Below are 20,205 nucleotides of genomic sequence, written 5' to 3' on the forward strand. Positions count from 1 at the left end.
ATTTCAATATCCACGATGGCGAATTGGCAACGCTTGGCTATCCGATGATAGTGATAGTCAGTTTGGCGGGCCTAATCTCGCGGAACAAAAAATCGCCCTGATTTATGAACGCACACCCAGCCACAATATCAACTTTCACAAATTCTCCGCCCAGCAAGCAGAGTGCATTGTTAGTACTGCTTATAGTAGCTTTAACTCTACTTATCGCCTTTGCCGGTCAACATTTGCTCATCTCCGACGAACTTTACTTTAACGCTCTGGCCGAGCAAATGACGTATGAGCAGATTCAGAAAGTAGTTGCTCAGAACCATACATGGTCGTGGGTTAGCTATATAATCCTGCCCATTTTCAACCTGCTCAAATTTACCCTCGTTGCTTCCTGCCTGAGTCTAGGCTATTATTTCGCTGCCAACCGCTGGGCGTTTAAGCCGTTCTTTCAGGTGGCCGTACAGGCTGAACTGGTGCTGCTGTTACCCGCTCTGGTAAAGCTACTATGGTTTCTGTTTGTACAAACTGACTATAGCTTACAGGACTTGCAGTTATTTTACCCGCTCAGTCTGCTGAATCTGCTCGATGTTCATACCGTTGAACCGTATCTATTTTATCCGTTGCAGCTGCTTAATTTATTTGAGTTGACCTACTGGCTGGTGCTGGCCTACGGTGTGGCTGAGGTGGTGGGCTGGTCATGGCAGCGCGGGCTGGGTATGGTAGCGGCTTCGTACGGCTCAGGGCTACTCGTGTGGGTAATGTTCGTCATGTTCTTAATCGTTAGCCTGTCATGAACCGCTACGTAAAATGGGCCTTACCCCTGCTGGTGCTGGGTCTAATGACCTACTTCGGTTGGGGGTTCACCAGCGCCCTAAGCCGCAAACGCGAAGCAGCCGAGCGCATTCATACACTACCCGCCTGTGCGGTTACGCCCCTATCGGGCCAATCGGTTCAGCTATTAGCTACGGGCCGACCACTAGTGCTGGTTTATTTCGACCCCGACTGCGACCATTGTCAGCGTGAAGCGAATGAACTACGGCAGAATGCCCACCAACTGGCCCATGCCGACATCTGGCTACTGTCGGCGGCTCCGTTACTGGCGCTGAACGCTTTTGCCCAAGCCCATCAACTTAACACAATCAGCAACCTGCACGTAGCACACATAACCCAACAAAAAGCTTACGATACGTTCGGGTTTACGTCTGTCCCTGACTTGCTGATCTATCACGCCGACGGGTCGCTGGCCAAACGCTTCCGGGGCGAAACCAGCGTAACGGCCATAGCAAACTATACAGCCCCTTTACCCGAATAAAAGCGGCCTGTAGTCATCACAATTCTTACTACCCACCACTATGGAACAGATTATATCGGTTCTCTGGCTACTGCTTTGCCTGCTATTTGAGCAATTGACCAAACCCTCGTTCTGACATGAAGCCGTTAAACTATCTGGAACGAACCCTGATACGCCAGCAGGGGCAGGCTGACTGCGGTGTGGCTTGCCTGGCTTCAATTATGGCGTACTACGGTGGGCATAGCCGGCTCGAACGACTACGCGAACTCAGCGGTACTGACACACAGGGAACCACTTTACTGGGACTCCATCAGGCCGCGCAGCAACTTGGTTTAGACAGCGAAGGACTACAGGCCGATTCTATCGAAAACCTGAAAACCGATGTCAGCGGGCCCGTTATTCTGAACGTATTGATAGATGACAGGCTCCAGCACTACGTGGTCTGCTACGGCTGGGATAATATAGCCGGATTTTTCAGTATCGGCGACCCGGCAAGGGGTATTGAGCACTACACCACCGAGGAGCTGACGGCTATCTGGCCCGCCAGAATATTACTGACCCTGACGCCCAACGCATCGTTCGTCAAACAAACCGACGAAAAGGTTGCCAAACGGCGGTGGCTTCTCGGATTAATTCGCGACGACATACCCTTACTGGCCATTGCCACGGGGCTGGGTATTGTCACAGCAGGACTTGGACTGTCAACCGCCATTTTCTCGCAGAAGTTGATCGATGAAATCCTGCCCCGGCATGACACAAAGCGGCTTTTACTGGGACTGGCGCTGTTGGCGTTTCTACTGGTGGCGCGGGCCATTATTGGGTATCTGCGTGGTTTCCTGCTGAACCGCCAAAGCCAGGACTTTAACAACCGCATGGTCAACCGGTTTTACGGAGCGTTGCTCTATCTGCCTAAGTCGTTTTTCGATAGCCGCAAAACCGGCGAGCTGGTAGCCCGCCTGAACGATACCAGCCGCATTCAGCGCAGCATCAATCATATCACGGGCGCGGTAGTTATCAACGCGCTGGTCCTGCTGGTGTCGGCAGGGTATCTGTTCACCTACTCGGCCTGGATTGGCCTGCTGAGTCTGGTGAGTATACCCCTGTATGGTGGGCTAGCCTGGTTCTTTCACAAACCGATTCTCGACGGTCAACGCGATGTGATGGCAGCTTCGGCCCGCACAGAAAGTAATTATGTCGATACCATTCAGGGGATCGATGTCATTAAAACCAGTAACCGGGAGCCGTTCTTTCAGGAGATAACCACTTCCGTTTACAGCTTCTTTCAGAAAAAAGCCTACTCATTGGGGCTGGTAGGTTTGCGTTTCTCGCTACTGGCAGAAGCTACCGGTGCGTTGCTGATTGTTGGCCTGATGGCTATCACGTCGCTACTGGTGGTGCAAAAAAGCCTGCAACTGGGTGAGATGATGGCCATCCTGACACTGACCGGCACCATTCTACCCGCCGTTGCCAGTCTGGCCCTGACGAATATCCAGCTGCAGGAAGCCAACGTAGCCTTCGAGCGGATGTACGAGTATGCGCAGCTTGACCCCGAGCACCCGGCAGCCATACCACAAGCCGATTTTACCTTTAGCTCATTAACGCTACATGACGTATCGTTCCGGTTTCCGGGCCGACCCACGCTTTTGGATCGCGTGTCATTGACCATTCACAGGGGTGAACAGGTGGCTTTATTAGGCGAAAGCGGTAGCGGAAAAAGCACGCTCCTGCAACTCATTCAGCGATTTTACAAGCCAGAAACAGGGCAGATAAGCGTAAACGACACCGATTGGGAAAGTATCGACACGCCAACATGGCGGCATGGACTGGGTGTAGTGCCTCAGCATATCAAGCTGTTTAGCGGCACCCTACTGGATAACATCTGCCTCGGAGACACCATCGGCGAAGCCGATGATATCATTGATTTTTGCCGAACCTATGGCTTTGCAGTCTACTTCGAGCAATTTCCACAGGGTTATTTTACCCTCCTTGGCGAAGATGGCGTAAACCTGTCGGGCGGGCAACGGCAGCTAGTCGCACTGGCCCGGGCCTTATACCGCAACCCACAACTCCTACTGCTTGATGAGCCTACATCCGCAATGGACCAGCACACCGAGCAATTTGTGATGAATCTGCTGGACAATTTACGCCCGCAGCTCGCCATTTTACTCATTACCCACAAGCCACAACTAGCAACTACGGCAAGCCGGGCTTATCGGCTCATTAACCATACCTTACACGTCTACGAAAGCGAAGTGCTGCCCATATAATGCCTGACTAGCCAGGCCAATCCACCAAACGATATATTTTTGCGTTACTTTGCGTCGGGCCATCTCCCCTTGTTTCCGTGCAGATCATTGTTGATATCGGCAATACCGACGCCGTTTTCGGTCTTTATACCCAAACCTCCTGGCAGCACATCTGGCGAACACCCGCCCGAATCGATGAACCGGCTCAATCCTACGAAGCCCGGCTGCGTCTCTGGCTCCTCGAAACCAACGTTACCCTCAGTGCCGTACAGACAACGGTCCTGAGCAGCGTGGTACCAAACCTGACGCCTACCATGCGGACCATGCTGACAGAACTGTTCGGCTTCGAGCCAATTGTGGTTGGTCCTGGCGTTTATCCGCTGCTGCCACTCGAGATTCTGCGTCCGCACGAGATCGGCACCGACCTCGTTGCCAACGCGCTGGCTGCTTACACCCGCTACCGGCAAAACTGCATCGTGGTCGATTTTGGCACCGCGCTTACCTTCACCACCGTATCGGCCGAGGGTAAAATACTGGGCGTTGCCATTGCACCCGGTTTGAAAACCGCCATCCGGTCCCTCTTTGCCAATACGGCCCAGCTGCCCGAAGTGCCAATCGAGGTACCAGCCTCGGCCCTGGGCACGAGTACCACCCACGCTATTCAGGCGGGTGTTGTGCTGGGATACGAGGGGCTGGTTCGGTCGCTGATCGAGCGGATCCGCGCTGAACTGCACAACGACTGTATAGCCGTAGCTACCGGCGGGTTGTCGGGTCGGATTCCGTCGCTGAAAGATGTGTTTACCGCCGTTATTCCCTCACTGACACTCGACGGCGTTCGGCTGATTGGCGAAACCGTAACGGCTTCACAGGCCTGACAGTCAGGCAGCTGTAGTCTTCATTTCTACAGAATTGAGGAGTCATTTACTCAAAAAATTTCGGTCCAAATGTTAGCCTACACCGAAACAAATGGAGCGGATTTGTACAGTCCGTTTTAAGTCAAAGAAATGCTTGTTAGTCCAGCGGAATAATACAATTATTGACCTACTAAGCCCGCTGCCCCGGCGGTAATCGACTGCTGATCAACCTGGCAGGGTTTTTTCTATACGCACGCTGTCTGGCCCCATACCGGGCCTTTCAATTGATAGACAGCGTTATGAAAAACTTGTTTCTTTCTGTAGTTACAGGGCTTATGCTGACCGGAGCGGGCGGCATAGCGGCCCCCGTCTGGAGTACGGGCGAGCTCCAACTGGCCAACGGCACTTTGCTCAAAGGTGAACTCAACTATAACTGGAAAGCGGAAATCGTTCGGTACCGGCAGGGCGATGTCGTTAAGGCTTACTCGGCTCTTCAGGTCAGCAATTTCCGGTATTTTGATACCAATCAGAACACGCTTCGGAAGTTTGTCTCCGTCCTGTATCCATTCAAATCGAAGCAGGTACGGCCCCAATTTGCCGAAGAGTGCACCGCCGGGCCACTAACCGTTTACCGGCAGCTTCGGCCTACGCGGGAGATGCTCAGAATTGGTAATTCCATCGCTACCGAGGCCGATCCCGAACTGGTTAAAAACATGGATAACTTCGAGTACTTCGTGGTAGACGGACAGGACGTAGTTCGTTTGCGGGATTTTAGCCGTACGCTCTGGCCCCGCATGTGCGACGAGTTTGGCCAGGCCCTGCAACAGTACGTCATCAAACGCGACCTGAACGTAAATACCACCCTGACCCGGCTGCTGCTGATCAACCACTATAACTACCTTAAGATACAGGCCGTAACGGAGCCAGACGAAGTGCCATCGCTGGGCCGATGACATACGGTGACTCGAATTTGCGCAGGAGGTAACCCACAAACGGGATACCTCTTTTTTTGTATTTTTTCAGGGCAACCCGGTTATCTCACGAATTCTTTGGACCACTTAATAAATTAACCATCTGGTTTTTAGTCTATTGTTTTTTCTACAAATACCATCAGCCCGTATATTTCTTCTATCCGTCCAATTTAGTCTGTACATTATTAAAACAAAGCGCATATAACTATTTAAAGCCCTGTTAACAAGGCACTTAGCCTGTCGTTAATTTCAATAGCTTCGTTTAGGTCAACGCAGCTCGGTAGCCACCTGCGCTGCCGCCATTCTGCAAATGGAATACAGCTATGAAACGACACTATGCATCAACTTTACTGGTACTTATTGTACTTTTCCTATCTCAGGTAACATTGGCGAAACCTCCCCTGCCTGTCTGGCGATCGGGTCAGCTTGCCTTCTGGAATGGGGCTTCAGCGCAGGGCGAGCTAGCCTACAACTGGTCGGCAGAAATGGTGCTGCTGCGGTTGCCCACCGGACAGATTCGTACGTACTCGGCTAGTCAGGTTCGGCAGTTTGGCTGGTTCGACCCTAACCAACACAAACAACGGATCTTTGTCTCGCTGGCCCGCAACCACGCCGATGAGCAAACGGCGCATGGTTTCTACGAGGTATGTCTCGACGGATCGCTAACGGTAGTTCGACAGCTTAAACGGCAACGGGGCTGGCTCAGCCGCTCGTTTCATCGGCCCGAACAGCTGATCGACACGCCCGAACTGGCCGATCTGCAGGAGCCCTTCAACTACTTCGTTTACGATGAGGGTCAGTTTCTGACGTTCGAACGGTTTTTCCCGGATATCTATCACCCGCATATGATTAGCCAGAGTCGCGAACTGGATGATTTCGTGCTCAGCCATAATCTGAACGCCCGTACCATTCTGGGCCAGTTGATCCTGGTAGACCGGTACAACAACCTGTCCAAAAACGGGCAGCAAACGGCCTCCGCCCGGACGCCCAGCCCAGGGTCGGAATAAGTCAGTCGGCACGATTGGCGGGCTCGGGCGGATCGTCAGTGCCGCCCGTTTTTTGTTTCCGGCGTTTTCGCAGCGCGTCGTTCAGCAGGTATTCGATCTGGCCGTTTACGCTCCGAAACTCCTCCTGCGCCCAGCGTTCCAGCTCCTTCAGCGTTTCTGGCTGTATCCGTAGCACAAACGCTTTTTTTTCTGATGCCATAAGGAAGCAAGAAAAAGAAACGAACCGACAGAACGGGCAGGTATGTACTACCCGCTCTGCCGGTTATCGGTTCTCTTGTTAGTTATATAATGTACCAGCATTGACAACCGGGCTGACCGATTTCTCTCCGCAAAGTACCACCAGCAGGTTACTGACCATGGCCGCTTTCCGCTCCTCGTCCAGCTGCACCACATCTTTTTCGGCCAGCCGGGCCAGCGCCATCTCAACCATACCAACGGCTCCTTCTACGATCTGCTTCCGAGCCGATACCACCGCCGTAGCCTGCTGGCGCTGGAGCATGGCTCCCGCAATTTCGGGCGCGTAGGCCAGGTGACTGATGCGGGCTTCCATAACCCGAACGCCCGCCTGGCTGAGCCGCTCGTCGAGTTCCTGCTCCAGGAATTTGTTGATCTGCCCCGTATTGTCGCGCAGGGTGACCGTCTCGTGTTCGTCTTCCATATTGTCGTAGGCGTGTGAGCTGGTCAGGAAGCGCACAGCGGCTTCGGACTGAATCTGCACAAAAGTCTGGTAATTATCGACATCGAACAGCGCCTTGGCGGTATCGGAAACCTGCCAGACCACCACAGCTGCAATTTCGATGGGGTTCCCCATTTTGTCGTTTACCTTGATGGTTTGTCCGTTGAGGTTTCGGGCCCGCAGGCTGATCTTCTTCTTGCTGTAAAGCGGGTTGACCCAGCGCAGGCCGTTCTGCTTCATGGTTCCCACATAATCGCCGAAGAACGTACAGACAACGGCTTCATTCGGGTTGATGACGGTAATACCGATGAAAAGCACAATGGCCGTCAAAAACAGGAGCGCGGCTACGAATACGTTCAGATTAGCCCAGGCAACCGCCGTTGAACTGAACAGACAGACAATAGCAACCAGCAACAATACATAGCCAGACAGGGAGGTAAGTGGTTTTTCGTTCATGAGTCAGGAATTGATAGTAGTTTGATATCACAATAATACTACACAATTCCGCTGAACCCTCTGGATTGGGACAGGCGGTCGGGGCTGGCAATCAGCGGTCAGTTATACACGCATCCTGTAAAGGCCAATCCTTTTCGCTATTTTTGCACCCTGATTTCGTAGACTGATTCCTGGAAATCATCTAAATCTGATAATCATCGTTCAGACAATGTTGAGTGAACAAGAGATAAATCGCCGACAAAAACGCGAAGAACTGATGCGAATGGGGATTGACCCCTACCCCGCTGAACTCGTTGACGTTACCACCACCGTTGCCGACATCCGGGCAGCCCATCAGCCAGGCGGGCCTGGTACCCATATCGAACCCGAGATGGATTTCTCCGGCGACGAGCGCTGGGGCAACGTTCAACTGGCTGGCCGACTAATGATCGTCCGCATCAGCGGGAGCGCATCCTTTGCCGAATTACAGGATTCAACGGGCCGCATCCAGCTGTATTTCCGGCGCGATGACCTCTGCCCGGGCGATGACAAAACGCTGTACAACACGGTCTTCAAGAAACTGCTCGACATTGGCGATATCATCTCCGTTCGGGGCCATGTGTTCTCCACGAAAACCGGCGAGCTGTCGGTATACGTAAAAGAATTCAGGCTGCTCAACAAAGCCCTGCGGCCGCTGCCGGTCGTTAAGGAGGTTATAAACGAGCAGGGCGAACGCGAAACCTACGACGCTTTTACCGATCCGGAACAGCGCTATCGGCAGCGGTACGTAGATCTGATCGTGAACCCCCAGGTGCGCGACGTCTTTGTGAAGCGGACCAAGCTGGTCAATTCGATCCGGCAGTTCCTGAGCCAGAAAGGGTATCTGGAAGTGGAAACCCCTATCCTGCAGCCCATCCACGGCGGAGCGACCGCGCGGCCATTCCGTACGCACCATAACACGCTCGATATGGCGCTGTATCTGCGGATAGCCAACGAGCTGTACCTCAAACGCCTGATTGTGGGTGGGTACGATGGCGTATTCGAGTTCGCCAAGGACTTCCGCAACGAGGGGATGGACCGCACCCACAACCCCGAGTTCACCCAGGTCGAGTTCTACGTCGCCTACAAAGACTATATCTGGATGATGGATACCATCGAAGAAATGGTCGAGAAAGTGGCGCTCGACGTAGCCGGTACCACTAAAGTGACCGTTGGGCAGAACGTCATCGATTTCAAGCGCCCCTGGAAACGCCTGACGATGTTTGAAGCCATTCAGGAATATACCGGTGTCGATGTATCGGCCATGGACGAAGCCGAGCTTCGGGAGGTTGCTGAAAGCCGCGGTATCAAGACCGATGCCAGCATGGGCAAGTCGAAACTGATCGACGAGCTGTTTGGCGATGCCTGCGAACCGAATCTGATCCAGCCAACTTTCATTACCGACTATCCGGTCGAGATGTCGCCCCTGACCAAAAAGCACCGGAGCAAACCGGGCCTGGTCGAGCGGTTCGAGGCCATCTGTAACGGTAAAGAAATTGCCAACGCCTACTCGGAGCTGAACGATCCGCTCGACCAGCGCGAACGGTTCGAAGAGCAGCTCCGACTGGCCGAACGCGGTGACGAAGAAGCCATGGCGCTCGACGAAGATTTCCTGCGCGCCCTCGAGTACGGGATGCCCCCCACGGCGGGTGTTGGGCTGGGCATTGACCGGCTCACGATGATCATGACGAATCAGCCGTCTATTCAGGACGTTCTGTTCTTCCCGCAGATGCGGCCCGAGAAAAAGCAGGAGCAGTCGGACGAGAGCGATTTTGTGGCAGCAGGTGTACCGGCCGAATGGGTACCAGCCGTACAGAAACTGGGATATATGACGGTCGATCAGCTGCGGGCCGCCAACCCGAACAAGCTCTTCAACGACCTGGGTGGTGTACGCAAGAAGCTGAAGCTGGATGTACCCATGCCGGATCTGGCTACCGTTCGGGGCTGGACCGAATAAACAGACTACCTTAAACAGCCGGGTCGCGGGTCTGATCCGGCTGTTTTATAAACAAAAAACCCCGCTCGGCAACCGGGCAGGGTTTCTTTTTAGTCGGCCATAGAGGCTTAATAGTCCGACTCTAATTTCTTTACCTTAACCGCGTTAAGTCCCTTTTTCCCGTCAACCACTTCAAACTGTACCCGGTCTTTCTCGCGGATGGTGATTCCGTTTAAACCAGTAATGTGAACGAAAATGTCCCGGTTGGTATCGTCTTCTACGATGAAGCCGTACCCTTTACTTTCATTGAAAAATTTTACTACACCTGTTTGCATAAAACTTAAACAATTAAACAATTAAACATACAAAGGGTCAGTTAGTAACAAAGACGCGAAACAGGTTCCAGAGGGTGCCTACTGGCCGGGGTACTGGGTTGAGGATCAGCGGGCTTTGTTTACGCACGAGTACCAACACTACACGTAAGTGTCGGCCCCGTTACAACACAAAGAAAATAAAAATGTTCCGACTTCAAATAGCCAGTACCTATTTTTTTGGCCTTCTTACGGGCTTCTGACGCTATTTCTGTGTTATCGGTAAACAATCTATAGCACCTTTGCGTTATTTTTGCTACGTTCGGTAAACGTATACAGGTATTACGGACTTATTTAGTCGGCATGGAAAAGATAAGATATTTCGTTGAAAAACAGGCCTTCGGTGTCTGTTCGCGCCTTGGCGAGAAGATGAATATCTCGGCCAGCAGCATCCGGCTTTATTTCATTTATACGTCATTCCTGACGCTCGGGTCGCCGGTTGTGCTGTATCTGATTCTGGCGTTCTGGCTGGAGATGAACAAGCACCTGCGCCGACACGCTCACCCCACTATCTGGGAGCTGTAGTATAGCGCCGGCCGTTCAGGCTATCACGCCCTTATTTCCTGTTATCTACAATGTCGCGGTAGGTCTTTTTGCCCTGCCCAAAATAGCTCCATACGATGCTGCGTGGAAACAGGCTGACAGCATGGGTTTGTTGCTGCCTGAGTGCCCGGCGCTGTTGGTTCAACTGCGGCAGGTGAGCATAGAACGCAAAATGGGCGCGAATGATCGCCCATACGTCACGCCATTGCCCTACTTTCACGAACAGCAGCGACGACAGACCATCCAGGACCAGCCGCAGGAATATACGTAGCCACAGCCGGCCGTCGGCAGGCCAGTTCTTGTACAGCATAAACAGGCTGTTGCGGTAATTCAGGTAGGTCTTGTGCGGGTTTGACTTAGGCAGCGTGCCGCCCCCCACGTGGTACACCACCGACTGCCCGCAGGTCCAGACTTCGTAGCCCAGCCGCTGTACGCGCCAGCACCAGTCAATCTCTTCCATGTGGGCAAAGAAGCTGGCATCGAACCCGCCAGTCTGGTGAAAAACCTTGGCCCGCACGAACAGACAGGCGCCCGTTGCCCAGAATACGGGCCGGTTATCGTCATACTGCCCCTGGTCGGCTTCGAAGGTAGCAAACACGCGCCCCCGGCAAAAAACGTAGCCCAGCCAGTCGACGAACCCACCAGCGGCTCCTGCATGCTCGAACAGGTCGCGCTGCTGGTACGATCTGATTTTAGGCTGACAGGCCGCCACCGTTGGGCTGGATGCCATTACAGACAGGATTGGGCTGAGCCAGCCGGGCGTTACGTCAATATCGGAGTTAATCAGAGCGTAATAATCGAACGGGGCCTCGTGCGTACGGATGTAGTCGAGAGCCCGGTTATACCCCCCAGCATACCCTTCGTTACGCGCCAGTTCGATAACCCGCACGGTCGGAAAGTGAGCACGAAGAAAGGCAACGGAACCGTCGGTCGAGGCACTATCGGCTACGTAAACCGGATGGCCATCGGCATGGGCAAGTACGGCAGGCAGAAACTTGGCTAAGAATGACTGACCGTTATAATTAAGAATGACGAGTGCGAGGGAATCCAAAATGGGTGGGCAGTTTGCAGCGCAATGGGCAGCAAACCGCCCATTGCGCTGCAAACTTATCAACTTTTAAGACATGAGTCCGTCTAAATTCAGACCGGGTATGTTGGGTAAAAGCCCATCTGTGGCCTGTCGCAGGTGATCGCGGGCTTTGGTCTCAACGTTCTGCATGGCTTTGTTGGTAGCCGCTACGATCAGATCCTGCAACATCTCGCGGTCGTCAGCCGACTTTAGCAGGTCGGGATCGATCTCGATGCTCAGCACGTTTTTCAGCCCGTTTACGGTTACTTTCACCAGACCAGCCCCCGACTCGCCGGTTTCGGTTACGTTCCGCAGGCCTTCCTGAGCTTCTTTCATTCGGGACTGAACTTCCTTCATCTTCCCGAACATATCCATCATATTCATAGTAGTTTCGATTCTTATGGTCAGTACTGCCTCCGCGTGAGCCCTACCACCTGGCCGGTTACCGGCCGGATGCGCCCGCTAGCGTATTAACAACAACGCACCGGGCCGAACAGTTTTCTGCCCGGTCAGGTCCTGAACCTCGATCTGGTACATATACTGCCCGGCTGCCGCCTGCTGACCGTTGACAGTACCGTCCCAGCCCTGGTTTTTATCGGTTGTACTGTAGATGACGCTACCCCAGCGGTCGTAGATCGTCATCCGGAACTGATCGACAAAAAGGCCTTTGACCACAAACGTATCGTTGGTACCATCGCCATTGGGTGTAAACGCGTCGGGCACCAGAATCCGGGCCTCGCGCCGAAGGGTGAAAAAGTTCGAATAGCTCACCAGCCCCCCGCTCGACACGGCAATAATCCGATACCGCTGCGATTGCAGGTTCGGATCATTCTGGTCCGGCTCGTAACGCGTATTCCCACTGACCGGAATTTCGCGCTTGGTACCGTTGAGCGAATCGATGACCTCTACGGTATAGTTGGCTACCGGTCCCGTCAGGAAGGGCGAATTGGCGGTCCAGTCGATGCTGGCGCTGCTGTTCGAAGCCAGGTGTACTGTACAAACCGGCTTCGACGGGGGTGAAGTGAGGCCGCAGTTGTTTCGGTAGGTAACCTCGTAGCAGTACGAACCCGCCGATGCATTGGCCGACTCGTCGACGAACGTGTTTCGATTGACCACCGACCCTACGGTCTGCATACCGCCCGATTGCCCGTCGGTCCGGTTCACCACCAGCGTATAGCTGGCCGACGTGCCGCTGACGGGCAGCGAGACCACCAGACGGGGCTGGTTGTTCTCGACCGAAACGGTTACGTTCCGAAACTCACCGGGAACGTCTCCGTTAATCCCCGTCACGCAGACCGGTGCCGATGTGATCGTTGTTGGGCCAGCGCTGGCTTCGATCGTGTAACAGTAAGCGACTCCGCATTCGATGCGATTATTGTCGACGTAGGATGACGCGGACCGGCTGGTCAGCAGGCCTCCGATCGGCGCTCCATTGCGGGTCAGACGATACGAACGGAAGGGTCTGATGGTAGTAACCGTACCTGCATAAGGCTGCCAGCTCAGGTTATTCTGCTTACTGGCAGCCTGCGCGTTAAGCACCAGACTACATACCTCGTCGGACCGGACACCGGCGCTGTTACAGGCATCCTGCGCCACCAGCTGAAAACATTGTACCTCTTTGGCATTGGTCTGCACCGTGAAGGGAGTTGACCCGTTTCCGTTCTGCCCCGTGGGCGCATACACGCCCGATGCATCTTTCTGGTACAGCTCTACCGTTGTACCCGAACTCACCTGATACTGAATAGAGATCGAGTTGTCGCTAACCGTAGTTAGTCGAGTGATCAGCGGCTGGGCTGTCGTAGCAAAGTTGATCGGAGCCGAGCGAGCGGGCACAGGCGTACAATCGGTCAAGGCGGCATACCGCCCGGTAATGATCACCGTATACGTTCCCGGATTCAGGTAGGTATGCGTCTGCTGCGTGGTTATGGAGCTCCGGGGCCGTTCCTGCCGGTTTCCATCGCCCCAATCTATGATATAACTATCATATTTATTCGAGTTTTCATCCAGCGTGACATCGACAACCGCCCGCCGGTCCGAACAGGTTCTGACAGAGAAGCTGACGGGGCCTGTGGGTAGTACGGTAACGGTTTTACAGGCAATGGTTCCGGTAGCCTGGCCCCCGCCACTACCCACCTGAAGAATTGTATAAGAGCCTGGTTTGGTATAAGTATACGTGGTAGCCGCGGTCCGGTTGGCGGGAATACCGTTGCCATCGTACTCGTAGGTGTAGGCCACGTTGGCAACCGTAGCCGGCACGCTGACGATCTGGATGGGCGTACCTACGCAGACACTAGCTTTATCGAGTGAAAAGCCGCCCTGAGCCGCACCGCCGGGGTTAACGCACACATTAGGTTCTTGACCGACCTGAGCCAGACTGGAACCAGACAGGCACATGAAGCCAGATAAAACCGCTAAAAACCAGTAAATTGTGTGAACAGTTGCCTCTACTCCGGTCAGCCACAATCGAATCATTCGCACAGAAAGTAAATTTTTATCGTTCCTATAGATGGCGCAGTGTCTAGCGTTAAAAACGTTCCGGCTTACATTTTCGCGTTGGTCGAAACGTATCTTTCCCGAAATCAGTTTTCAGAGTGACAACTGCCGATTCTGCCGTTGAGTAGATACAAAAGCAACTACCAAAGATACTTCCACTGACACGCATCAACCAAACAGATGAGCAATAATAGTACCAAGTCTGCCGAGTTCCAGAACGAACCAGCCCCTATCCGGCTCGACCGCATCGAAGAGGCTATTGCGGATATCAAAGCAGGCAAAATTGTGCTGGTGGTAGACGATGAAGACCGCGAAAACGAAGGCGATATGATCTGCGCAGCAGAAATGATTACGCCCGAGATGGTCAATTTCATGGTTCGAGAGGCTCGCGGCCTCATGTGTGCGCCCCTGACCCAGGAACGCTGCGACGAACTGGGGCTCGACATGATGGTCAGCAGCAACACGTCCGTTCATACAACCCCCTTTACCGTATCGGTCGATCTGCTGGGCCACGGCTGCACGACCGGTATTTCGGCTTCTGACCGGTCTAAAACCATTCAGGCGCTGGTCGATCCGGCCACGACTCCTGACGATCTGGGTCGGCCCGGTCATATATTCCCGCTACGGGCTGTGGAGGGGGGCGTTATTCGGCGGGCTGGCCATACCGAAGCCGCCGTCGATCTGGCCCGGCTGGCGGGGCTCTCGCCGGTGGGTGTGCTGATCGAGGTGCTCAACGAAGACGGCACTATGGCCCGCCTGCCCGAACTCCGGGTGCTGGCCGACCGGTTTGGCATGAAACTGATCAGTATTCAGGACCTGATTGAGTACCGGCTCCGGACCGAAAGCCTGATTCAGCGACAGATCGGTGTGAATATGCCCACCGAATTTGGTCATTTTGACCTGATCGCGTTCAAGCAAAGCAATACCGACGATACTCACCTGGCGCTGGTGAAGGGAACCTGGGAACCGAACGAGCCCGTGCTGGTGCGCGTTCACTCGTCCTGCGTTACCGGCGACATTTTCGGCTCATGCCGTTGCGACTGCGGACCCCAACTGCACGCATCGCTGAAGATGGTGGAGGCCGAAGGGAAAGGCGTGGTGGTCTATATGTTCCAGGAAGGGCGCGGCATCGGGCTGCTCAACAAACTGAAAGCCTACAAACTCCAGGAAATGGGCCGCGATACGGTAGAAGCCAACCTGGAACTCGGTCTGCCGATGGATGCGCGCGATTACGGCGTCGGCGCCCAGATTCTGCGCGACCTGGGCGTTCGTAAACTGCGGCTCATCTCGAACAACCCCAAAAAACGGGCGGGCCTGATGGGCTACGGACTCGAAATCGTGGAGACGGTTCCGATCGAGATTCCTGCCAACCCGCATAACGAATACTACCTCCGGACCAAACGCGACAAGATGGGTCATACCATCATGAACGAGCCGGTAAACGAAGAACAATAAGTCGATCTGCCGGTTTCGGTATAAGCCTCGTTGCAGGCAATGACCGAAACCGGCAGACATCCAGACCGCAACACCACATGAAAAAGCCATCGTTTCATGACCTTATCCACGGCGAAACGCCGGTGCTGGTCGATTTCTACGCCGACTGGTGCGGCCCCTGCAAGCAGCAGGCCCCTATTCTGAAACAGCTTACCGAGCGCGTAGGCGACAAGGTTCGCGTGGTGAAAGTTAACGTTGATCATAGCCAGGCAGCCGCCAATCAGTATCAGATCCGGAGCATTCCGACCATGATTCTGTTCAAAAACGGCAAAATTGTCTGGCGGCAGTCGGGCGTTCAGCCGCTGCATACCCTCGAGGGGCTGGTCAAGCAACACAGCGTGTAGCGGAGGTCACTGCTGCCTGTGCGCTGTTAACGCGTTTACATACGTACGCACCGGCTACGTATATCGTATAGCCAGTGCCGTGTATGATTCGCTACCTGAGTAACAGTTATCGGTTTTCCCGCTTTCGCTTGATCGACGTCCGGGCGGCTACTTCGGCCTGAAACTTAACTTTCAGTTGCCGATCGAGCTCTTTGTCACGAGGGATATAGATACTGGTCTTGCCGTCGGAGTACTTAAGCTGCCAGTAAATAGTATCGGTGGTAGGCGGAATGGACGTATACACGGGTTTACTCATGACTTAGCTGATAAGAATGAAAATGGGTGCCTTTCGGCACCGTGTCTGAATGGCCAACCCGTTATACGTCTGTTTCTGGTCAGTGAAACAGCGATACTGGTAGAGCGGTCCGGCCGGATTACGCTACGCAGTTTTTCTGACCTCAACCGCGTTGGGCCCTTTCGGTGTACGCGTCACTTCGAAGCTCACTTTATCCTGTTCATTAACCGCATCGAGCAACCCGTTCATGTGTACGAATATGCTCTCCTGGCTCTGCAGATCACGAATAAATCCGTAGCCTTTCGATGCGTTGAAGAACGTTACTATACCTTGTCTGACAGCCTCCTGAGGGGCTGCATCTTCCTGTTTGGACACACCGATCTGGATGTTCTCCACATCAATGACTCTCTTCTTACGGGGGTCGGGGGGCGTTGAGGTGATGTTGCCGTTTTCGTCAACATAAGCCATCATCTCGTCGAGACCCTGCCCTTTCTGCGCATTGGCCCGACGTTCGTCTCTTTTTTCTTCTTTGTCCTTGCGTTTCTTCTGTCTTGCTTTTTCTTTTTCTTTTTTACTAAATGTCTCCATTCTGGATGGTATTAGATGAGATTATCCGACGTGCTTCGCCGGGACTTGTTTCGGAGAGGTGAAGGTATCTGTGCGCCGATGGCCGCCAATCCGGGTGGGTTTATACCCCCCACTACTAATCAACCGTATTGTTTCGAAATAAGTTGTACATTTTAAATATTATTCACGAACACCGCAAAACCGGTTGCACTAATTGGTACCGTGATCCGCCCTGGTTACCCGTATCAGCCTAATCCGCTGTCAGAGTGTACAGATAGAGATAATACATTTATCTGAACGGATGTACATATACGTTCAACCCTAGCCTGTTCCGGGCCTAAACAAAACGCCCGACCGTAGTGGGGTCAGGCGTCTTATTTTTAATAAACGAAGCTGGCTTACGAGCCGCACATTTCGCAACCTTCGGGGTCGTCGAGTGAGCAGGTCATGGCGGCATACTGCTGTTCGAGATCGGTGACCATCGGTACCGGCATGGGCTGGGCGTTGGTCGCATGATCTTTGGCGTACTGCACGTAGTCGAGTGGCTTCTCAACGGGTGCGCTTTCGGCCATAACCGGTTCCAGCTGCGGTTCGGCCTGGGGTTGAACAACGGTGAACTTGACAGCATCGGCAGCGGCCTTCGTACGGAGGTAGTACATACCCGTTTTCAGACCCGCTTTCCAGGCGTAGAAGTGCATCGACGTCAGCTTGCCGAAGTTCGAATCCTGAATGTGAATATTCAGCGACTGCGACTGGCAGATGTACGCGCCCCGGTCGGCGGCCATGTCGATGATATGCTTCTGTTTGATCTCCCAAACTGTTTTGTAAAGATCCTTGATGTGCTGCGGAATGTTCGGAATCTGTTGTACCGATCCGTTGGCCAGAATCAGGTTATTCTTCATGGCATCGTTCCACAGGCCCAGCTTCACCAGGTCTTTGAGCAGGTGCTTGTTCACCACCACAAACTCGCCCGACAGTACGCGACGGGTGTAGATGTTGCTCGTATACGGCTCGAAGCACTCGTTGTTGCCCAGGATCTGCGAGGTCGACGCCGTTGGCATGGGAGCTAGCAGCAGCGAGTTCCGCACGCCATGTTCAACCACTTCTTTGCGCAGCCCTTCCCAATCCCAGCGGCCCGACTTGGGTTTTACGCCCCACATGTCGAACTGGAAGATCCCTTTCGAAATAGGCGAGCCTTTCCAGGTCTCGTACGGACCCGATTCTTTGGCCTGCTCCATAGACGAGGTCATGGCGCCAAAGTAGATCGTCTCGAATATATCTTCGTTCAGCCGGCGGGCTTCGTCTGACTCGAACGGCATCCGCAGCATGATGAACGCATCGGCCAGCCCCTGTACGCCAAGGCCAATGGGGCGGTGACGCATGTTGCTCCGGCGAGCCTCTTCTACCGGGTAGTAGTTGATGTCGATAATTTTGTTGAGGTTGCGCGTAGCCGTTTTGGTTACCTCATACAGCTTCTGGTGATCGAAACGCATCACGCCATCGGGATCGCGCTTGATGAATTTCGGCAGCGCAATCGAGGCCAGGTTACAGACGGCAATCTCGTCGGGAGCGGTGTACTCGATAATCTCGGTACAGAGGTTACTCGACTTGATGGTACCCAGGTTCTGCTGGTTCGACTTTTTGTTGGCCGAATCCTTGAACAGCATGTAGGGCGTACCGGTTTCGGTCTGCGACTCCAGAATTTTGTACCACAGTTCCTGGGCTTTCACCGTCCGGCGGGCACGGCCTTCGCGCTCGTAGCGCTCGTAAAGGGCTTCGAATTCTTCGCCATGGCAATCGGCCAGACCGGGGCACTCGTGCGGGCAGAACAGCGACCAGACGTCATTGTCTTCGACCCGTTTCATGAACAGATCGGGCGTCCAGAGCGCATAGAAAAGATCGCGGGCGCGGGCTTCTTCTTTCCCGGAGTTCTTCTTCATGTCCAGGAATTCGAAGATATCGGCATGCCAGGGCTCCAGGTAAATAGCGAACGAACCTTTCCGCTTACCGCCCCCCTGATCAACGTAGCGAGCCGTATCGTTGAAAACGCGGAGCATCGGTACAATACCATTCGAGGTACCGTTGGTGCCTTTGATATAGGTACCCGTAGCCCGAACGTTATGAATGCTCAGACCGATACCGCCCGCCGACTGCGAGATCTTGGCGGTTTGCTTCAGGGTGTCGTAGATGCCATCGATGCTGTCATCTTTCATCGTCAGCAGGAAGCAGCTCGACATCTGCGGTTTGGGCGTACCAGCGTTGAAGAGGGTAGGCGTAGCGTGGGTGAACCACTTCTCCGACAGCAGGTTGTAGGTTTCGATGGCGGCCTCAACGTCTTCCATATGAATACCGACGGCTACGCGCATCAGCATGTGCTGCGGGCGCTCGGCAATGCGGCCGTTGATTTTCAGCAGATACGATTTTTCGAGCGTTTTGTAGCCGAAATAGTCATAGCCGTAATCGCGGTCGTAGATGATGGTTGAGTCGAGCAGGGCTGCGTTGTTACGTACTACGTCATATACCTCACGCGAGATCAGCGACGCGTTCTCACCTGTTTTCGGGTCCTCGTAGTGATAGAGCTGCTTGATCGTTCCCGAAAATGACTTGTTGGTCTCCTTATGCAGGTTCGAGATGGCAATCCGGGCCGCCAGAATAGCGTAGTCCGGATGTTTGGTCGTCATCGACGCGGCTGTTTCAGCGGCCAGGTTATCGAGTTCGGTAGTTTTAACGCCGTCGTAGAGGCCGTTCACGACTTTCATCGCAACTTCAACCGGCTGCACATAGGCTGGGTCGAGGCCATAGCACAGCTTTTCAATGCGGGCGGTAATCTTGTCGAACTTGACCGACTCCCGGCGGCCATCGCGTTTGATTACGTACATACGTTCTAGGATTAGTGGTTATCTATAAAGAAATGATAAATGCGCGCAGTAAGCTGGTTCAGTTATGTTCAAATAGACAGAAAATCACACCTGAAGGTTCGGGTGTTTTCTGGTTTCACAGAAAGATTCAAATCTACCGCCAGGGTTAAGAAATTGTTAAGCCGTCGTTTCTAGATACTTATCAACCCGTTACGGCAGCTGCTTCTTTCCAAAACAAAATTAAGCGATTTTTTCAGGCTGGACCAGCGCCGGGGCCTGGTCTCGAGAGGAGGTATTCGGTACCGAAAGGTAGAAGAAAAGCCCGACTCAGGCAACGGTTTGTTACGCCATTATTAGGCAACGGATCAACTTTATTCGATTGATTTCTAACCCGTAAAAGAAGCCGCAAAAACGTTTGTGGGTCTACCAAAAAGACCGTACCTTTGCAATCCTTTTCGGACGGAAACCGAGAAGATGACAAGAAACTGAGAATAAATCATGAAAAAGGGCATTCACCCGGACTACCGCGATGTGGTATTCCACGACCTGTCGAGCGATTATAAATTCGTGACGCGCTCAACGGTTCAGACCAGAGACACGATCGAGTTCGAGGGCCAGACCTATCCGCTCGTTAAGATCGAAGTTAGCTCGCAGTCGCACCCGTTCTATACGGGCAAGAACGTACTGCTCGATACGGCCGGCCGTGTGGACAAGTTCCGCAAGCGTTACGGTACCAAAGCATAACGTTT

General features: G+C 53.6%; 20 protein-coding genes. 11 read left to right on the plus strand and 9 right to left on the minus strand.

All coding sequences use genetic code 11. From position 1 onward, the window contains the following. Window positions 1-224 precede the first annotated feature (224 nt). The 6 genes from EQG79_RS06930 (at window position 225) to EQG79_RS06955 (ending at window position 6,357) form a co-directional block, all read left to right on the plus strand. Complete coding sequence (locus tag EQG79_RS06930) at window positions 225-782, plus strand: hypothetical protein (RefSeq protein ID WP_236648700.1); 558 nt, start codon at window positions 225-227, stop codon at window positions 780-782. Further along, window positions 779-1,300, plus strand: coding sequence for a redoxin domain-containing protein (locus EQG79_RS06935; protein WP_129600863.1), 522 nt, complete (start codon window positions 779-781; stop codon window positions 1,298-1,300). Before EQG79_RS06930 ends, EQG79_RS06935 begins: the two co-directional genes overlap by 4 nt. 116 nt (window positions 1,301-1,416) lie before the next feature. After that, window positions 1,417-3,546, plus strand: coding sequence for a peptidase domain-containing ABC transporter (locus tag EQG79_RS06940; protein ID WP_077920822.1), 2,130 nt, complete (start codon window positions 1,417-1,419; stop codon window positions 3,544-3,546). Window positions 3,547-3,623: 77 nt separating this feature from the next. Further along, complete coding sequence (locus EQG79_RS06945; RefSeq protein ID WP_129600865.1) at window positions 3,624-4,400, plus strand: type III pantothenate kinase; 777 nt, start codon at window positions 3,624-3,626, stop codon at window positions 4,398-4,400. Between the two features lie 278 nt (window positions 4,401-4,678). Further along, entirely contained in the window at window positions 4,679-5,332 is a 654-nt protein-coding gene (locus tag EQG79_RS06950; protein ID WP_129600867.1) for a hypothetical protein, read from the plus strand. A 404-nt stretch (window positions 5,333-5,736) separates the two neighbouring features. Further along, a complete protein-coding gene (locus tag EQG79_RS06955; protein WP_077920819.1) occupies window positions 5,737-6,357 on the plus strand; it encodes a hypothetical protein in 621 nt (206 codons plus the stop codon). Window position 6,358: 1 nt separating this feature from the next. On the opposite strand, the gene EQG79_RS06960 is transcribed toward EQG79_RS06955, so the two are convergent. Together EQG79_RS06960 and EQG79_RS06965 are read right to left on the minus strand one after the other, a co-directional pair. Beyond that, window positions 6,359-6,556, minus strand: coding sequence for a ribbon-helix-helix domain-containing protein (locus tag EQG79_RS06960; RefSeq protein WP_077920818.1), 198 nt, complete (start codon window positions 6,554-6,556; stop codon window positions 6,359-6,361). Between the two features lie 78 nt (window positions 6,557-6,634). Continuing rightward, window positions 6,635-7,489 (minus strand): SPFH domain-containing protein, encoded by an 855-nt coding sequence (locus EQG79_RS06965; protein ID WP_077920817.1) that lies wholly within the window; start codon window positions 7,487-7,489, stop codon window positions 6,635-6,637. A gap of 208 nt (window positions 7,490-7,697) precedes the next feature. Here EQG79_RS06965 and lysS point away from each other — a divergent pair, with 208 nt between their 5' ends. Continuing rightward, the gene (gene lysS / locus EQG79_RS06970) at window positions 7,698-9,464 is read left to right on the plus strand and encodes a lysine--tRNA ligase (protein WP_077920816.1); all 1,767 of its coding nucleotides are present in this window, start codon (window positions 7,698-7,700) and stop codon (window positions 9,462-9,464) included. Window positions 9,465-9,571: 107 nt separating this feature from the next. Here the strand turns inward: lysS and EQG79_RS06975 are convergent, their stop codons facing one another. After that, the gene (locus tag EQG79_RS06975) at window positions 9,572-9,778 is read right to left on the minus strand and encodes a cold-shock protein (protein WP_077920815.1); all 207 of its coding nucleotides are present in this window, start codon (window positions 9,776-9,778) and stop codon (window positions 9,572-9,574) included. 339 nt (window positions 9,779-10,117) lie between these two features. Between EQG79_RS06975 and EQG79_RS06980 the strand changes: the two genes are divergently transcribed. Then, window positions 10,118-10,339, plus strand: coding sequence for a PspC domain-containing protein (locus EQG79_RS06980; protein ID WP_077920814.1), 222 nt, complete (start codon window positions 10,118-10,120; stop codon window positions 10,337-10,339). A 31-nt stretch (window positions 10,340-10,370) separates the two neighbouring features. Here the strand turns inward: EQG79_RS06980 and EQG79_RS06985 are convergent, their stop codons facing one another. The 3 genes from EQG79_RS06985 to EQG79_RS06995 all read right to left on the minus strand — a co-directional run bounded on the left by EQG79_RS06985 (window position 10,371) and on the right by EQG79_RS06995 (window position 13,772). Then, window positions 10,371-11,408: a glycosyltransferase family 2 protein gene (locus EQG79_RS06985; protein WP_129600869.1), complete on the minus strand. Its 1,038-nt coding sequence runs from the start codon at window positions 11,406-11,408 to the stop codon at window positions 10,371-10,373. Between the two features lie 66 nt (window positions 11,409-11,474). Further along, a complete protein-coding gene (locus tag EQG79_RS06990; protein WP_129600871.1) occupies window positions 11,475-11,810 on the minus strand; it encodes a YbaB/EbfC family nucleoid-associated protein in 336 nt (111 codons plus the stop codon). A 78-nt stretch (window positions 11,811-11,888) separates the two neighbouring features. Then, the gene (locus EQG79_RS06995; RefSeq protein WP_165358845.1) at window positions 11,889-13,772 is read right to left on the minus strand and encodes a T9SS type B sorting domain-containing protein; all 1,884 of its coding nucleotides are present in this window, start codon (window positions 13,770-13,772) and stop codon (window positions 11,889-11,891) included. A 327-nt stretch (window positions 13,773-14,099) separates the two neighbouring features. Between EQG79_RS06995 and EQG79_RS07000 the strand changes: the two genes are divergently transcribed. Further along, the gene (locus EQG79_RS07000) at window positions 14,100-15,374 is read left to right on the plus strand and encodes a bifunctional 3,4-dihydroxy-2-butanone-4-phosphate synthase/GTP cyclohydrolase II (protein WP_077920810.1); all 1,275 of its coding nucleotides are present in this window, start codon (window positions 14,100-14,102) and stop codon (window positions 15,372-15,374) included. Between the two features lie 77 nt (window positions 15,375-15,451). Beyond that, window positions 15,452-15,757 (plus strand): thioredoxin, encoded by a 306-nt coding sequence (gene trxA, locus EQG79_RS07005; RefSeq protein ID WP_077920809.1) that lies wholly within the window; start codon window positions 15,452-15,454, stop codon window positions 15,755-15,757. A 106-nt stretch (window positions 15,758-15,863) separates the two neighbouring features. Here the strand turns inward: trxA and EQG79_RS07010 are convergent, their stop codons facing one another. The 3 genes from EQG79_RS07010 to EQG79_RS07020 all read right to left on the minus strand — a co-directional run bounded on the left by EQG79_RS07010 (window position 15,864) and on the right by EQG79_RS07020 (window position 19,477). Further along, window positions 15,864-16,052 carry a hypothetical protein gene (locus tag EQG79_RS07010; RefSeq protein ID WP_077920808.1) on the minus strand — a complete coding sequence of 63 codons (189 nt, stop codon included), beginning with the start codon at window positions 16,050-16,052 and terminating at the stop codon, window positions 15,864-15,866. Between the two features lie 123 nt (window positions 16,053-16,175). After that, on the minus strand, window positions 16,176-16,619 hold the full coding sequence (locus EQG79_RS07015) for a cold-shock protein (protein WP_077920807.1): 444 nt from the start codon (window positions 16,617-16,619) through the stop codon (window positions 16,176-16,178). Between the two features lie 377 nt (window positions 16,620-16,996). Beyond that, on the minus strand, window positions 16,997-19,477 hold the full coding sequence (locus tag EQG79_RS07020; protein WP_129600877.1) for a ribonucleoside-diphosphate reductase subunit alpha: 2,481 nt from the start codon (window positions 19,475-19,477) through the stop codon (window positions 16,997-16,999). A gap of 477 nt (window positions 19,478-19,954) precedes the next feature. On the opposite strand from EQG79_RS07020, the gene EQG79_RS07025 reads away from it, so the two are divergent. Further along, window positions 19,955-20,200: a type B 50S ribosomal protein L31 gene (locus EQG79_RS07025; RefSeq protein WP_077920805.1), complete on the plus strand. Its 246-nt coding sequence runs from the start codon at window positions 19,955-19,957 to the stop codon at window positions 20,198-20,200. The last annotated feature ends 5 nt before the right edge of the window (window positions 20,201-20,205 follow it).

The organism is Spirosoma sordidisoli (assembly GCF_004138325.1).
In the GTDB taxonomy this organism is placed as follows: Bacteria; Bacteroidota; Bacteroidia; order Cytophagales; family Spirosomataceae; genus Spirosoma; species Spirosoma sordidisoli.

What these genes read in the sequence shown, in the direction of transcription:
- EQG79_RS06935 (WP_129600863.1), top strand. Translation starts at nt 779, where the DNA reads ATGAACCGCTACGTAAAATGGGCCTTACCCCTGCTGGTGCTGGGTCTA.
- EQG79_RS06940 (WP_077920822.1), top strand. Translation starts at nt 1,417, where the DNA reads ATGAAGCCGTTAAACTATCTGGAACGAACCCTGATACGCCAGCAGGGG.
- EQG79_RS06950 (WP_129600867.1), top strand. Translation starts at nt 4,679, where the DNA reads ATGAAAAACTTGTTTCTTTCTGTAGTTACAGGGCTTATGCTGACCGGA.
- EQG79_RS06960 (WP_077920818.1), bottom strand. Translation starts at nt 6,556, where the DNA reads ATGGCATCAGAAAAAAAAGCGTTTGTGCTACGGATACAGCCAGAAACG.
- EQG79_RS06965 (WP_077920817.1), bottom strand. Translation starts at nt 7,489, where the DNA reads ATGAACGAAAAACCACTTACCTCCCTGTCTGGCTATGTATTGTTGCTG.
- lysS (WP_077920816.1), top strand. Translation starts at nt 7,698, where the DNA reads ATGTTGAGTGAACAAGAGATAAATCGCCGACAAAAACGCGAAGAACTG.
- EQG79_RS06975 (WP_077920815.1), bottom strand. Translation starts at nt 9,778, where the DNA reads ATGCAAACAGGTGTAGTAAAATTTTTCAATGAAAGTAAAGGGTACGGC.
- EQG79_RS06980 (WP_077920814.1), top strand. Translation starts at nt 10,118, where the DNA reads ATGGAAAAGATAAGATATTTCGTTGAAAAACAGGCCTTCGGTGTCTGT.
- EQG79_RS06990 (WP_129600871.1), bottom strand. Translation starts at nt 11,810, where the DNA reads ATGAATATGATGGATATGTTCGGGAAGATGAAGGAAGTTCAGTCCCGA.
- EQG79_RS07000 (WP_077920810.1), top strand. Translation starts at nt 14,100, where the DNA reads ATGAGCAATAATAGTACCAAGTCTGCCGAGTTCCAGAACGAACCAGCC.
- trxA (WP_077920809.1), top strand. Translation starts at nt 15,452, where the DNA reads ATGAAAAAGCCATCGTTTCATGACCTTATCCACGGCGAAACGCCGGTG.
- EQG79_RS07010 (WP_077920808.1), bottom strand. Translation starts at nt 16,052, where the DNA reads ATGAGTAAACCCGTGTATACGTCCATTCCGCCTACCACCGATACTATT.
- EQG79_RS07015 (WP_077920807.1), bottom strand. Translation starts at nt 16,619, where the DNA reads ATGGAGACATTTAGTAAAAAAGAAAAAGAAAAAGCAAGACAGAAGAAA.
- EQG79_RS07020 (WP_129600877.1), bottom strand. Translation starts at nt 19,477, where the DNA reads ATGTACGTAATCAAACGCGATGGCCGCCGGGAGTCGGTCAAGTTCGAC.
- EQG79_RS07025 (WP_077920805.1), top strand. Translation starts at nt 19,955, where the DNA reads ATGAAAAAGGGCATTCACCCGGACTACCGCGATGTGGTATTCCACGAC.